The sequence below is a fragment of the Rhodococcus sp. 21391 genome, assembly GCF_016772255.1.
Taxonomy (GTDB): Bacteria; Actinomycetota; Actinomycetes; order Mycobacteriales; family Mycobacteriaceae; genus Rhodococcus_F; species Rhodococcus_F opacus.
Genome location: NZ_CP063781.1, coordinates 5,806,855 through 5,820,436, shown reverse-complemented (window position 1 = coordinate 5,820,436; position 13,582 = coordinate 5,806,855). Strand labels below are relative to the sequence as shown.

At 66.3% G+C, this 13,582-nt stretch carries 12 protein-coding genes and 1 pseudogene; 8 read left to right on the top strand and 5 right to left on the bottom strand.

Going from position 1 to position 13,582, the window contains the following annotated elements:
* Positions 1-54 precede the first annotated feature (54 nt).
* From GO592_RS26830 to GO592_RS26820, 3 genes are all read right to left on the bottom strand, one after another.
* On the bottom strand, positions 55-564 hold the full coding sequence (locus tag GO592_RS26830) for a hypothetical protein (protein WP_007300826.1): 510 nt from the start codon (positions 562-564) through the stop codon (positions 55-57).
* Positions 561-2,198, bottom strand: a complete 1,638-nt coding sequence (locus GO592_RS26825) for a GMC family oxidoreductase (protein ID WP_007300827.1) — start codon at positions 2,196-2,198, stop codon at positions 561-563. The genes GO592_RS26830 and GO592_RS26825 overlap by 4 nt, the downstream gene beginning before the upstream one ends.
* A gap of 125 nt (positions 2,199-2,323) precedes the next feature.
* Positions 2,324-3,082 (bottom strand): SDR family NAD(P)-dependent oxidoreductase, encoded by a 759-nt coding sequence (locus tag GO592_RS26820; RefSeq protein WP_005572101.1) that lies wholly within the window; start codon positions 3,080-3,082, stop codon positions 2,324-2,326.
* 252 nt (positions 3,083-3,334) lie between these two features.
* Here GO592_RS26820 and GO592_RS26815 point away from each other — a divergent pair, with 252 nt between their 5' ends.
* The 8 genes from GO592_RS26815 to GO592_RS26780 all read left to right on the top strand — a co-directional run bounded on the left by GO592_RS26815 (position 3,335) and on the right by GO592_RS26780 (position 11,753).
* Positions 3,335-3,853: an RbsD/FucU domain-containing protein gene (locus tag GO592_RS26815; RefSeq protein WP_005572099.1), complete on the top strand. Its 519-nt coding sequence runs from the start codon at positions 3,335-3,337 to the stop codon at positions 3,851-3,853.
* A gap of 1 nt (position 3,854) precedes the next feature.
* Positions 3,855-4,643 carry an alpha/beta fold hydrolase gene (locus tag GO592_RS26810; protein ID WP_007300828.1) on the top strand — a complete coding sequence of 263 codons (789 nt, stop codon included), beginning with the start codon at positions 3,855-3,857 and terminating at the stop codon, positions 4,641-4,643.
* A gap of 46 nt (positions 4,644-4,689) precedes the next feature.
* Positions 4,690-5,070, top strand: coding sequence for a DUF1937 family protein (locus tag GO592_RS26805; RefSeq protein ID WP_007300829.1), 381 nt, complete (start codon positions 4,690-4,692; stop codon positions 5,068-5,070).
* Positions 5,071-5,168: 98 nt separating this feature from the next.
* On the top strand, positions 5,169-7,370 hold the full coding sequence (gene treS, locus GO592_RS26800; RefSeq protein WP_007300830.1) for a maltose alpha-D-glucosyltransferase: 2,202 nt from the start codon (positions 5,169-5,171) through the stop codon (positions 7,368-7,370).
* 61 nt (positions 7,371-7,431) lie between these two features.
* On the top strand, positions 7,432-8,085 hold the full coding sequence (locus GO592_RS26795; RefSeq protein ID WP_005254457.1) for a hypothetical protein: 654 nt from the start codon (positions 7,432-7,434) through the stop codon (positions 8,083-8,085).
* Positions 8,086-8,193: 108 nt separating this feature from the next.
* Positions 8,194-9,732 carry an arylsulfatase gene (locus GO592_RS26790; protein WP_007300831.1) on the top strand — a complete coding sequence of 513 codons (1,539 nt, stop codon included), beginning with the start codon at positions 8,194-8,196 and terminating at the stop codon, positions 9,730-9,732.
* A 5-nt stretch (positions 9,733-9,737) separates the two neighbouring features.
* Entirely contained in the window at positions 9,738-10,682 is a 945-nt protein-coding gene (locus GO592_RS26785; protein WP_007300832.1) for an HAD family hydrolase, read from the top strand.
* Between the two features lie 21 nt (positions 10,683-10,703).
* Positions 10,704-11,753 carry a formylglycine-generating enzyme family protein gene (locus GO592_RS26780; protein WP_237720631.1) on the top strand — a complete coding sequence of 350 codons (1,050 nt, stop codon included), beginning with the start codon at positions 10,704-10,706 and terminating at the stop codon, positions 11,751-11,753.
* A gap of 41 nt (positions 11,754-11,794) precedes the next feature.
* Here the strand turns inward: GO592_RS26780 and GO592_RS44695 are convergent.
* Together GO592_RS44695 and GO592_RS26770 are read right to left on the bottom strand one after the other, a co-directional pair.
* Positions 11,795-11,980, bottom strand: a pseudogene (locus GO592_RS44695) (YidH family protein); the annotation flags it as partial.
* On the bottom strand, positions 11,977-13,467 hold the full coding sequence (locus GO592_RS26770) for a protein kinase family protein (RefSeq protein ID WP_007300834.1): 1,491 nt from the start codon (positions 13,465-13,467) through the stop codon (positions 11,977-11,979). The gene GO592_RS26770 and the pseudogene GO592_RS44695, both read right to left, overlap by 4 nt.
* Between the last annotated feature and the right edge of the window lie 115 nt (positions 13,468-13,582).

The window sequence follows — 13,582 nt, the reverse complement described above, 5'->3', positions numbered from 1 at the left end:
AGCCTCTTGTCGACAATAGATCACCAGTGCGGAGCGGGGGAGCGTCCGAGCCGGCTACTCGCCGTTCGCGGACACGTAGAAGTGGCCCCGTTCGAGCACCGGATCGAGTATCCCGGTTTCCAGTTCGTTGGCCGCGTCCTCGAATCCGGCGGCGTCCCGGTGCTGCCCGGGGTACCCGATCAGCGCTTTGACCTGGGGGGTCATGAAGTAGGCGCCGGCGAGGATCGAGGACAGCGGATCGAACGTGAACTTGTCTTCGGCCCACATCCGCTCGAGCTCCGCGCGCAGGTCGTCACCGTGCAGACCGGCTGCCTGGTCGACCGCGGAGAGGACCGCGTCGAAGACGTCGGCCCGGGCGGCGAGCGCCAGATTCAGGTAGCGGAGGTACCCGTCGGCGTCGCTGGCGGCGGGATTCTCACCGGACGCGGGGATCAGACAGTCCGCGATCCGCAGCAGCGTGGTCAGTTCGGAGTCCGTGAGCGGCCGCGGCGGTGCCGTGTGCCTGCCCGGTACCGACAGCCGCCGTTTCGGCGCCGAATGCAGGTCGAGGGATGTGGTGCTCATTCCGATGCCTTCCGCGCGTTGACGTCTTCGACGACCTTCTTGCCCACCCGCAGGGCGAGCGCGCTGATCGTGCAGGTGGGGTTGGCGGAGCCGGACGTGACGAAGATGCTGCCGTCCGCGATGTAGAGGTTGTCGACATCGTGGGCCCGGCCGTGCGAATCGACCACGGACGTCGCCGGGTCGTCGCCCATCCGGGCCGTCCCGAGGAGGTGTCCTGGCTGGTCGACCCACAATTCCTGCGTGAAGATCTGCTTCGCGCCCGCAGCCTCGTGGAGTTCGACCATGCGGTCGACGGTGTACTTCAGGATCTTGCGGGTGTTCTCGCTGACGCGGTACTCGACCTTCGGTGCCGGCAGGCCGTCGGCATCGAACTCCTCGGTGGAGAGGGTGACCCGGTTGTGTTCCTCGGGCAGATCCTCCACGTTGGCCGCCCACAGGATTCCGTTGGACGCCGCGCGCGCGACATCGTGGATGGCCGGTCCCCACAGGTCGTCGAAGTCGAGTTGCCGGTGGGTCTCGATCGTGTTCAGCGGGCCCGGAGTCGGGAGGGCGTGCAGCTTGGCGCCGCGGACGAATCCGCGGGAGGTGTCCGTGTCGTAGAACTGCATGGAGTGAATGAGCTGCCCGGCCGGCCCGCGCCAGCTCTCCAGGTTGTCCTCGTAGTACCCGATGGCGGTGCAGTTGGGATGCAGCATGAGGTTCCGGCCCACCTGGCCCGAGGAATTCGCCAGGCCGTCCGGATGCTTCTCGTCGGCCGACAGCAGCAGGAGTCGCGGTGTTCCGATGCCGTTCGCGCAGACGATCACTGCCCGGGCCGGCTGGAAATGGACGGCGCCGGTGCGGTCCACCCATTCGGCGCCTGCCGCGCGGCCGTCGTCGCCGGTGACGATCCGGCGGACACGCGCACCGGTCTCCACGCGGGCGCCGGCCTGCTGCGCCTGCGGCATGTAGATCAAGTCGAACGAGGCCTTCGCGCCCTGCGGACAGCCCCATTCGCAGACGCCCCAGCGACCGCACTGCTCGAGTGTCTTGTTCTTCTGGCTGGGAATCGCGTTGGTGCCCGGCCACCAGTGCCAGCCGAGCTTGTTCGCGGCTTCGGCCGCTTTCATGCCGGGCTTGCCCAACGGGTGTGGCGGCAACGGGTATTCGAGCCCGTCGGGGTAGGCGGTGTCGCCGTCGAGTCCGGAGACGCCGATGAATTCGTCGACCTCGTCGTGGTACGGCTTGAGGTCGTCGTAACTGATCGGCCAGTCGTCCGCGACGCCGTCGAGCGTCTTGACCCGGAAGTCCGAGGGCAGCAGCCGTGGCCATTCGGCGCCGTAGAAGATGGAACTTCCCCCGACGGCGTTGAACATCACGGGCCACATGTCGGATTCCGTCACGTCGACGGGGTAGTCGGACGGCAGGGCACGGACATTCGGATCGTGCGCCCAGTCGTGCTGGATGAGCAGTTCCCATTCGGGGTGGTTGGCGGGGAAGTCGCTGGGGTTGACCCAGTCACCCTGCTCGAGGCAGAGGGTGCTCAGTCCCGCCGTGGCAGCAGTGTGCGTGACCACCGCGCCGGACGGACCCGCGCCGATCACCAACACGTCGACAACGTCGTGCTGGGTGACATCGGTGTCAGTGGAAGTCATCGGGGTCGACCTCATTTCGTCTAATTGTCGACATTGCGTCAATGGTGATGGGAGTCACGTCGGCTGTCAAATGGGATTGCGGTGGGAGCCCGAGGCGGCAGGGCTCCCACCGCAAGAGTGGGTGATCAGGCCCCGGCGAGAACGCCGCCGTCGACGACGAATGCCGTTCCGGTGATGGCGGTGGAGTGGTCCGACAGCAGGAAGGCGACGGAGTGTGCGATCTCGAGGGGAAGGATGGCGCGGCCGATCGGCTGGAAGTCGGGGAGCCCGGCCTCGAGTTCCTCGCGGCCGCCGAGTGCCGTGTAGTGCGGCACGTTCAGCGGGGTGTCGACGAAGCCCGGGCAGAGGGTGTTGGCGCGGACGCCCTGCGCGCCGAAGTCCAGGGCGATGGCCTTGGTCAACGTGAGCACGGCGCCCTTGCTTGCCGTGTACGTCGTCAGCAGTTTCTCGGCGCCGATCGAGTTGATGGAACCGAAGTTGACGATCGACCCGCCGCCCACCTTCAGCAGCTCGGGAATCGCGTACTTCGACCCCAGAAACACGCCCTTCACATTGACGTCGAACGTCTTCTGGAAGTCCTCGACCGACGCATCCAGAATGGTGCCGGGCTTCAGGATGCCGGCATTGTTGACGATGCCGTCGAGCTTGCCGAACCTCGCCACCGTGAAGTCGACAAGGTCCTTGACTTGCTCTTCTTCGGTGACATCGACGACGCGGCCGATCAGGCGATCGTCGTCGACCTTCAGCTGGGGAAGGCTGGACTCGGAGTGCACGGTGGCGACCACCTGTGCCCCCTCGTCGTGGAGATGCAACGCCGTGGCGAGGCCGATTCCTCCGCCTGCGCCCGTAACGATGACTGTCTTACCCTGCAGCAGCTGGCCCATGGTGTTCTCCCTCGAGGGTCATGTGGATGTGGAAGCGCGTAGACGCGGAAGCGATTGACTCTTTGTCGACAATCGACCAGGAAAGTGTGCTCCCTCTCCGGACGATCGGTCAAGCGTTGGATCTGGATTCGTCCAGCGCTTGACCTCCGGGCGGGAGCGTCTTAGATTTCTAGTCGATTGTCGACCAGAGCACATTCTGTGCCCGGTGCGCTGCGCCGCACACCTCACGCACTCGATCGAAGGACGAATCCCATGGCACCCAAAACCCGATTGCTGCACGAACGCCTGGCCGCCGTCGTGAGCCAGCTCCGGCACGGCGAGATGATCTACGTCGCGGACGCGGGAAGCGGCACGTCTTCGGCGAGCCTCGTTCCACTGTCGCCGCAGGTCGAGACGATCGATCTCGGCATCGCACCGGGATTGCCGTCGGTCGGGGATCTGCTGTCGGTGCTGTGCGAGGTGGGGGATTTCGAAGCAGCCATCGTCACCGAGGACATGGTGACCGCCAACCCCGAAGCCCGTAAGTTCGTCTCGGCACTGGTAGGGGAGGAGAACGTCCACGAACTGCGGTACCTACCCGAGTTCTACAACCTCCGCGACCGGGTGAAGGTCTTCGTCCAGACCGGCGACTACTCGGTGCACGGCAACGTCGTTCTCGTCGCGGGCTACCCGAGCCCGCCGATTCCGCTGAACTGGCTCACGTCCCCGACCTGGTTCGAGGACCTGCCGACCGCACCGCCGTCGACCGATCCGGGAAGTCCGGAGATCTGACATGCCCTTCTTCGACGGTGTCAGGAACAAGGTCTACTACCGGCATTGGGAAGCTTCGCAGCCCTGGGCACGGATCCTGCTCCTGCACGGATTCGGTGAACACTCCGGTCACTATCACCGGCTCGCGGGGCAGCTGAACTCGGCCGGTCTGGACGTGTGGGCGCCCGATCACCTCGGTCACGGTCACACCGGCGGACCGGCAGGGCTCTTCCCCTCGGTGGACGAACTCGCCTCCAATGCAGGAGTTCTCGTCGACATCATGGCCGGCGACGGGCCCGACCTGCCGGTGGTCGTCCTGGGCCACTCGCTCGGCGCACTGACCGGCGCCCTCCTCTCGGTTCGCACACCGTCCCTGCGCACCGGATTGATCATGACGGGAGCGCCCCTGTGGGGTCTGCCGCGTGAGGCGCAGGGCCGGACGGACCTCGTCATGGCGAAGGACCGGTCGTACCTCGACGCACTCGAGAACGATCCGCTCGGCTTCGACACGGCTCCCGCCGAACCGAACCTCTGGCAGGCGCTCACCGTGGCCGGAGGAAAAGTGCGGGCGTGTCTGCCCGCGGTGACCATGCCGATCCTGTTGGTCAACGGCGAATTCGACGCCTTCGCAACGCCCGACCGCGCCGCCGAATTCGCGCGAGAACTGCAGCACGGACAGAGCGTCGTCATCCCCGGCGGCTACCACGACATTCCGAACGACGTCGCCCACCGGGCGGTCGCGTCGCTGATGATCGAGGCGCTCTCGGGATGGTGCCGGACCGTGCATCCACTCCCGGCGGGTTCTCGATGAGCACACCCTGTACCGGGGCCTCCGCCCCACGAATCACGAGGAACCCATGAGGAAGATCTTTCTGGCCTGCCCCTACAGCCATGCCGATCCGGCGGTGACACACGAGCGGTTTCTCGCCAGCAACGAAGTAGCGGGTTACATCGTCGAATCCGGCCATGCGGTGTTCAGTCAGGTGTCGATGTCTCATCCCGTCAACCTGACTTTCATCGGAAAGGACAACACAGCGATCGGCACGATGTGGGGGCCCGTCGACCGGGTGTTCATGGACGCGATGGAGGAATTGATCATCCTCGACCTCCCCGGATGGGATCGGAGTTCCGGCATCAGACGCGAGATCGAGTTCTTCGAGAGCCGGGACAGGCGGGTGAGCCTGTGGTCCGAGGCCTCCGCCGAGTTCGTCGCACCCGAAAGTTCCGCGGTCCGCTGACAGTCATCCAACTCCGCATGCCGGGCGGTCGTTTCCGTGGGACGGTGGACGGGTAGCCGACCGGTGCGGCGGAGCAGACGAGATGACGACGGAGGACCATGAACCCCGAGATCCATCACGAGCCCAGCGAGATCAGCTACGACGAGCAGTTCTACCCGGCGCGCCCGCGGCCGTTGAAACCGTCGGTCCGCCGTGCGACCAGGGTCGATGCGCAGACGGGTGAGCCCGTGCCGGACAACCCGAATTATGTGGAGTGGCTGATCAATCAGTCGATCCTGCACGATGCGAAGTTGATCGCGGAGCAGCTGTCCGGCAAGGGCAGCATGTGGCAGAACCCGTATGCCGACCCGAATCCGCGCGCCGCGGTGGAGCGGGGATCGGTGTGGTTCACGGCGTACCCGATTTCGATCATCACGGCACCGGGCGCGAGTTTCCTGAGTTCGCTCGGCGACGAGTCCCTGTGGCAGGCGTTCTCCGAGATCGGGGTGACGGCCGTCCACACGGGGCCGGTGAAGCAGGCAGGCGGGATCAACGGGTGGCGGGCCACGCCGTCGGTGGACGGCCATTTCGATCGCATCAGCATGCAGATCGACTCGGCCTTCGGGACCGAGGAGGAGTTCCGCAAGCTCTGCGTCGTCGCCGCAGCATACGACGGCATCGTCATCGACGACATCGTCCCCGGTCACACCGGCAAGGGCGCCGACTTCCGGCTCGCCGAGATGGCGTACGCCGACTACCCCGGCATCTATCACATGGTGGAGATCGAACAACAGGATTGGCACCTGCTTCCCCGCGTGCCGGAAGGCCGGGACTCGGTCAACATCGACGCCGACACCGAGGCGCAACTCGCCCGGGCCGGGTACATCATCGGTCAACTCCAGCGCGTCATCTTCTACGAACTCGGTGTCAAGGAAACCAACTGGAGTGTCACCCCCGTCGTGAAGGGGGTGGACGGCATCGAGCGCAGGTGGGTGTACCTGCACTATTTCAAGGCCGGGCAGCCCTCCATCAATTGGCTGGATCCGTCGTTCGCGGGCATGCGCCTCGTCATCGGGGACGCCTGCCACTCCATCGCGGACCTCGGTGCGGGCGCTCTTCGACTGGACGCCAACGGATTCCTCGGGGTCGAACGCCGGACCGAAGGACTGCCCGGCTGGTCGGAAGGGCATCCACTGTCGGAGGCGGCGAATCATCTGATCGCCAGCATCGTGCGGAAGATGGGGGGATTCACGTTCCAGGAACTGAACCTCACCATCGACGACATCAAGGCGATGGGCACGACCGGCGCCGACCTGTCCTACGACTTCATCAATCGCCCCGCCTACCATCACGCCCTCGTCATGGGGAACACCGAATTTCTCCGGCTCACCATGAACCTCGCCCGCGATCACGGTGTGGACGCCGCGTCGCTCGTCCATGCGCTGCAGAATCACGACGAGCTGACGTTCGAGCTGGTCCACTTCGCGACGCTGCACAAGGACGACGAGTTCGCGTACGGCGGTGAGTCGGTCACGGGGTCCGATCTCGGTGATCGCATCCGTAAGGATCTGTGCGAGCGGCTCACCGGGCGCTGGGCCCCGTACAACCGCACGTTCACGACCAACGGGATCGCCTGCACGACCGCCAGCGTCATCACCGCTGCGCTCGGAATCCGTGACCTCGACAGGATGGATGCCGCCGACATCGACACGGTGAAACAGGCGCATCTGCTCCTGGCCATGTTCAACGCGCTCCAGCCCGGTGTCTTCGCCCTGTCGGGCTGGGATCTGTGCGGGCTGCTTCCCGTGCCGTCCGAGGAGGTCGCCGACCTTCTCGCCGAAGGGGACACCCGCTGGATCAACCGCGGCGCGCACGACCTGATGGGGGTCAATCCCGAAGCGGCCCGGTCGGAGTCGGGCATCCCCCGGGGCACCAGCCTGTACGGGAGTCTGCCGGTGCAACTGCAGGATCCGGCGTCCTTCGCTCGCGGTCTCGCCCGCATCATCGACGTCCGTAACCGGTTCGGCATCGCCACCGCGGTTCAGCTCGACGTGCCCACGGTGTCGCACAAGGGGCTGCTCGTCATGGTCCACGAACTGGCGGACTCGAGTCTCGAAGTCACGGTTCTCAATTTCACGTCCGAGGAGATCGCCGCGACCGTGCAGTCCCAGTTCCTGCCGGCCGGATCGCCTGCGGTCAACCTGTTCACCGACGAACAGATCGGCACCGTCGACGAACTCCACAGCTTCCCGATCTCCCTCGCGCCCTATGAGGGAGTTCCTGTCGTCGTGCGGCCGGGCAGGGCGGACGACGCGGGCTGAATCCGGGTACGATTCGGGCTCCCTGTTGCCCTGGAGCTCGACCTCGGCGAAGACTGATCTCATGGCCCGCACTCAGAGCGACGCCGAGTTCCACCAGCTACGGACTCCACGGGCCGCGGCCGTCGCCGGTGTCGTCTTCGGTGTCCTGTTCGCCTCCAGCATCGTTCTGCTGCGTAGCGCGCTGCCCGGCGCAGCCGCGACCCCGTGGTTACACCACCAACGGCAGATCACGGCAGCCCTGATACTCGCACCCTTCGCGGGCATCGCGTTCCTGTGGTTCATCGGTGTCATCCGCGACCGGCTCGGGGACCTCGAAGACCGATTCTTCTCGACCGTCTTCCTCGGCAGTGGGTTGCTGTTTCTCGCCATGACGTTCGTGTCCACGGCAATCGCAGGCGGGCTCCTCGCCGTGTCCCGGCTCTCCGGCGTTCCGCAGAACGACCTCGTCTTCTTCGGCCGCGAAGTGATGTTGCATGTGAACAACGTCTACGGGGTTCGCATGGCCGGGGTGTTCATGATTTCGCTGGGAACCATCTGGCTGCGCACCGGACTGATGCCGCGATGGCTGGCTGTCAGCACCTACCTGCTGTCACTCACCCTGCTGGTGGTCGTGAGTTTCAGTCTCTGGGTGACGTTGGTCTTCCCGGCGTGGGTGATGGTGATCAGCGTGTACATCCTCACCGTGGATCGACCGCCATCGATTCCCCCGGACTGACGGCCGGTACTCGGACACGAGGTTCTCACCCGGTGCGGGTGATGTGGCGCGGGCGCACCGCGAGCAACGTCAGGACTGCGATTCCCCCGATGATGCGAGGAGAGACAGATGACGGACGCGAAACCCAACATCCTGGTCATTTGGGGCGACGACATCGGTATCACCAATCTCAGCTGCTACAGCGACGGACTGATGGGGTACCGGACGCCGAACATCGACCGTCTCGCCGACGAGGGCATGAAGTTCACCGACTCCTACGGTGAGCAGAGTTGCACGGCGGGTCGCGCGTCGTTCATCACGGGGCAGAGCGTGTACCGCACCGGCATGAGCAAGGTGGGGATCCCGGGAGTCGACGTCGGATTGTCGCCCGAGGACCCCACCATCGCCGAACTGCTCAAGCCCCTCGGATACGCCACCGGACAGTTCGGGAAGAACCATCTCGGCGATCTGAACAAGTATCTGCCGACCGCTCACGGGTTCGACGAGTTCTTCGGCAACCTCTATCACCTCAACGCGGAGGAAGAACCCGAACTGCCGGACTATCCCAGCGCGCAGGACTATCCCAAATTGCACGAGGTGATGATGCCGCGCGGTGTGCTCCATTGCTGGGCCACCGAGGAGGACGCGGGTGAGGTCGATCCGCGGTACGGGCCGCTCGGGAAGCAACGCATCGAGGACACCGGGCCGCTGAGCAAGAAGCGGATGGAGACCATCGACGACGAGACGGTAGCGGCGGCAATCGACTTCATCACGCGGCAGAAGGAAGCGGAGACACCGTTCTTCGTGTGGATGAACACCACGCACATGCACCTGCGCACGCACACGAAGCCGGAAAGCGTCGGCCAGGCCGGGCACTGGCAGTCGCCGTACCACGACACGATGGTCGATCACGACAAGCATGTCGGCCAACTGCTCGACGCGGTCGACGAGCTCGGTCTCGCCGAGAACACCATCGTCATCTACAGCACCGACAACGGTCCCCACGCGAACACCTGGCCGGACGGCGCGACCACCCCGTTCCGCAGTGAGAAGGACACCAACTGGGAGGGCGCGTTCCGCGTCCCCGAGGTGATCCGCTGGCCGGGCAAGATCCCAGCCGGCGCGGTGTCCAACGAGATCGTTCAGCACCATGACTGGCTTCCCACCTTCCTCGCCGCCGCGGGTGCACCCGAGGTCGTGGAGCAACTGAAGACCGGGCACACGATCGGCGAGAAGACGTTCAAGGTGCACATCGACGGCTACAACCTGCTCCCGTACCTCACCGGTGAGGTCGAGACGTCCCCGCGCCGGGGAATGGTCTACTTCTCCGACGACTGCGACGTGCTGGGCATCCGGTTCGACAACTGGAAGATCGTGTTCATGGAGCAGCGGGCGCAGGGCACCCTCGGCCTGTGGGCGGAGCCGTTCACCCAACTGCGGTTGCCGAAACTGTTCAACCTGCGCACCGATCCGTTCGAGCGGGCCGACATCACGTCGAACACCTATTGGGACTGGTTCCTCGACCACGACTACATCGCCATCTACGGAACCTTCATCACGACCCAGTTCCTCGAGACGTTCAAGGAGTTCCCCCCGAGGCAGGAGCCGGCGAGCTTCACGATCGACCACGCGGTGGCGAAGTTGCACACTTTCCTGGCGAAAGACTGACCGACGTGGGGGCCGGGCTGGGTGGGTTCTGGGCGGACGGATCGACGCGGTCCGCGATCGAGGACTTCGTCGCACGGGTGACGTCGGCGGGCGGACCGGACTTCGTCGAGCCCGCCGACCGGGTGGCCGTGTTCGACAACGACGGCACACTCTGGTGCGAGAAGCCGATGCCCATCCAGCTCGACTTCACCATCCGGCGCTTCGCCGAGATGGCCGCGAAGAATCCCGGCCTCCAGCAGACGCAACCGTGGAAGGCGGCCCATGAGCACGACCTTCAGTGGCTCGGTGCGGCGATGGTCAAGCACTATCAGGGCGACGACGGCGACCTGAAACTGTTGATGGGCGCAGTCACCGAAGCATTCGATTCGATCACAGTCGAGAATTACGACGCAAGGGTGCGGGCCTTCTTCGACGACGCGGATCACCCGACGCTCGGCCGCCCGTACGCCGACTGCGGATACGCGCCGATGGTCGAGTTGCTGCGCTATCTCGAGGCGAACGGATTCACGGTCTACATCGCGTCCGGTGGTGACCGGGACTTCATGCGCCCGGTCGCCGAAGGGCTCTACGGGATTCCGCCGGAACGCGTCATCGGCAGTGCCCTCGGCCTCTCGTACCGTGAAGGGGCGGACACGAGCGACCTGCTCTACAAGGCCGCGATGGACTTCTTCGACGACGGGCCGGAGAAACCGGTCCGAATCTGGAGCCGGATCGGGCGACGGCCGATCCTGTCGGTCGGCAACTCCAACGGCGACCTGCCGATGCTCGCGTTCTCCGGGCTACCCGACCGCCCGGCGCTTCGGGTGCTGATCCTGCACGACGACGCCGACCGCGAATTCGACTATGTCGCCGGCGCGGAGCAGGCCCTCGAACACGCACGAGGAATGAACTGGACCGTGGTAAGCATGAAGAACGATTGGACGAGCATCTTCTCGCCGGCCGTCACCTGATCAGGCAGAAGGGAAGGCGTGTTGGATACCCAGACCGTCTCCGAAGTCCGGCACATCCCTGCTCACACCTTCACGATGGGCTCGGATCGGCACTATCCGGAAGAAAGTCCGGCGCATCGAGTCGCGATCGACGCCTTCGCCATCGAGGCCCACCAGGTCACCACCGCGCAGTACGCCGCGTTCGTCCGAGACACCGGTTATGTGACCGTCGCGGAGCGGCCGCTGGACCCCGCCGACTTCCCCGGCGCTCCCGCCGAGAACCTGCAACCGGGATCGATGGTGTTCACCCCCACTCGGGGCCCGGTCGATCTCCGTCACCTCAGTCAGTGGTGGACCTGGACTGTTGGCGCATCCTGGCGCCACCCCACGGGACCCGCGTCGACGATCACCGGCCGCGAACAGCATCCCGTCGTCCACGTCGCCCACGAGGATGCGGCAGCGTACGCGCAGTGGGCGGGGCGGTCCCTGCCCACCGAGGCGCAATGGGAGGCCGCAGCGCGCGGCGGACTCGACCACGCCGAATTCACCTGGGGTGACGCCCCCGAGAGCGAATCCCCTCCGCTGGCGAACTACTGGCACGGGGAGTTCCCGTGGCGCGCGGACCCTGGGTACGGCACCACGACCGCCGTCGGTAGCTATCCGCCCAACGAATACGGTCTGTTCGACATGGCGGGAAACGTGTGGGAATGGACCGCCGACTGGTACTCGGATCGCCACGCCGACACAGCGGAGTCGTGCTGCGCGCCACGCAATCCGCGTGGTCCCGACATGTCGGAGAGCTTCGACCCCCGCCAACCCCAGTTCCGGGTGCCCCGGCGGGTGATCAAGGGCGGATCGTTCCTGTGCGCCGACAGCTACTGCCGGCGGTACCGGCCCGCTGCACGGCGGCCGCAGATGGTCGACACCGGGATGAGCCACATCGGATTCCGCTGCGTCACGGCTTACCCGGATCAGATCAGGACCACCACAGCGAGTAGCGCGAGCACTGTGACGACGCTGGACGTGACGACGGCGGCGAACGTTGCCGGCGCAAACTCCCCGGATTCGAGCTGCCGGCTGATGACCCGGTAGCGGACGGTGCCGTAGGCGGATACCAGCAGCCCCGCGGCGATCAGGATGAATCCGGCAGCCACGGCGTGACCGCCGCGATTCGGCGCGAATTTCGCCACCGCCACACCGAGCGCGGCGACGCTGATACCGGTGCGATGCCAGGCGAGGTAGGTTCGCTCGTTCGCCAGATGGTCGCGCGCGGTGCTTCCCTCGTTCGGCTGCGTGGGGCCGAAGATGTTGCGACTCATGTGCCGCTACCCAGGAAGCCGATCTCCGACAGGCGCGACTGGAACCCTGACTCGCCGCCGGACAGTCCCGAGATCCAGACGAGGACCCGGTCGGTGGGTGCGGGCGTCCGGGCCACGATCTGGGTGACCCCGTCGCCGAGCGTGGCGGCGCCGATCACCTGGGTGCGATCGATGGTCGCCCACGCGACGGGCACGGTCCGGATCTCGACCGTGGTGCCCGGTGTCGGGGAGTCGATCAAGACGGTCCGCAGATCGACGGGCCCGGGAAACGACACGATCAGACCGACTCCCCGCTTCGTCGCCGACAGTTGCTGCGGGTAGCGGTCGGTCGCCCAGGATGTCGCGGGGTTCGCGTCGACGGCGAGGGAGGCAGTGACACCGTTGTCGGGGAAGCGCAGAGGGGAGTAGACGGCCGCGGACGACGGGGTGAGCGGTGTCTGAAGGGGGCCCGGAACCGGCGCGATCTGACTGAGCATGCTGTCTGCGACGGCGGCCGGGGGAGCGTCCGACGAGGTGAATGTGGCACCCGCCGCCCACCCGGCGGCGCCGAGCGCGACGACCAGGGCGAGTGCGCCGCTCAACGCGGGAAGTGGCGCGTTCGGTCGGGCGGCCCGGTTGGCGGGTGCCGGGCGGGCTCTCTTCGTGGTCGCAGCGAATGCGGATGCCGAGCGAGCCCGCGCGTCCGCCAAGATGCGGTCCAGGGCGTCGACGACTGCCTGTGCGGTGGCCATCCCGGGTCGTCGAGCGAGGGCGTTCATGGCCACGTCGGACAGACGTCGTGGAATCGCGGGCCGCACACGATGCGGCGGGACGACGGAACCGTCACCACGCCTGCCTGCCGGGGGCAGTCCGGCTGCCCGGGTCTCGCCGGACGAGGACAGCGGCCACGTACCGAGCAACAGGGCGTACAGCAGCGCCCCGAGTCCCGCGACGTCGTCGGCCGCCCTACCGTCGGCGAGAGTGGCGGGGAAGGCGAGGACCGCGAGTCCATCCCGGGAGATCCGCACCCGGTTGGGATGATCGAGTGAGATGCGGGCACCGAAATGGTGAGCGTCTGCGGTCGCGGCGGCGAGGTCCCGCACGGTGCGAGCGGCATCCAACGGCCGCGGAACCGTGCGCGCGACATCCGCGACACGCCACCCGGGCGTCCATTCCGCGACCACGGCGATCCGGTTACCGACCGCCGCGATGTCGTAGACCTGCGCGATCCGCCCCTCGTGGCTGAAGCTGGTTCCGGTGGTGTTCCGGCAGAACCGCACCACCGGATCCGGGAGCGTATCGGTGGCGCGGACGTGTGCCGAGTCGACGAGGCTGAGCGAGACGTCCCGGCGCAGTTCGGTGTCGTGTGCGTGCCACCACTGCACCCAGTCGGGGCCGGCGAACCGGCCGAGGAGGCGGTATCGGGTGGCGACGAGCATGCCCGGGGCGAGCGGATCCGGGTCCTGCGGCGAATGCGGCGGGACCCCGGACACCGGCGTCGCTGTCATCTACCCTCCCGGGCTCTCCCCGACCCCGAAAATCCCTGTCGGGCAACTCTCGCCCGGGCAGCAGGGCAGACGTTCGCGCCGCACCGGGCCTAGTGCTGATCATCCTCGGATGCAG

What these genes read in the sequence shown, in the direction of transcription:
- GO592_RS26810 (WP_007300828.1), top strand. Translation starts at nt 3,855, where the DNA reads ATGCCCTTCTTCGACGGTGTCAGGAACAAGGTCTACTACCGGCATTGG.
- GO592_RS26830 (WP_007300826.1), bottom strand. Translation starts at nt 564, where the DNA reads ATGAGCACCACATCCCTCGACCTGCATTCGGCGCCGAAACGGCGGCTG.
- GO592_RS26805 (WP_007300829.1), top strand. Translation starts at nt 4,690, where the DNA reads ATGAGGAAGATCTTTCTGGCCTGCCCCTACAGCCATGCCGATCCGGCG.
- GO592_RS26795 (WP_005254457.1), top strand. Translation starts at nt 7,432, where the DNA reads ATGGCCCGCACTCAGAGCGACGCCGAGTTCCACCAGCTACGGACTCCA.
- GO592_RS26815 (WP_005572099.1), top strand. Translation starts at nt 3,335, where the DNA reads ATGGCACCCAAAACCCGATTGCTGCACGAACGCCTGGCCGCCGTCGTG.
- GO592_RS26825 (WP_007300827.1), bottom strand. Translation starts at nt 2,198, where the DNA reads ATGACTTCCACTGACACCGATGTCACCCAGCACGACGTTGTCGACGTG.
- treS (WP_007300830.1), top strand. Translation starts at nt 5,169, where the DNA reads ATGAACCCCGAGATCCATCACGAGCCCAGCGAGATCAGCTACGACGAG.
- GO592_RS26820 (WP_005572101.1), bottom strand. Translation starts at nt 3,082, where the DNA reads ATGGGCCAGCTGCTGCAGGGTAAGACAGTCATCGTTACGGGCGCAGGC.
- GO592_RS26770 (WP_007300834.1), bottom strand. Translation starts at nt 13,467, where the DNA reads ATGACAGCGACGCCGGTGTCCGGGGTCCCGCCGCATTCGCCGCAGGAC.
- GO592_RS26790 (WP_007300831.1), top strand. Translation starts at nt 8,194, where the DNA reads ATGACGGACGCGAAACCCAACATCCTGGTCATTTGGGGCGACGACATC.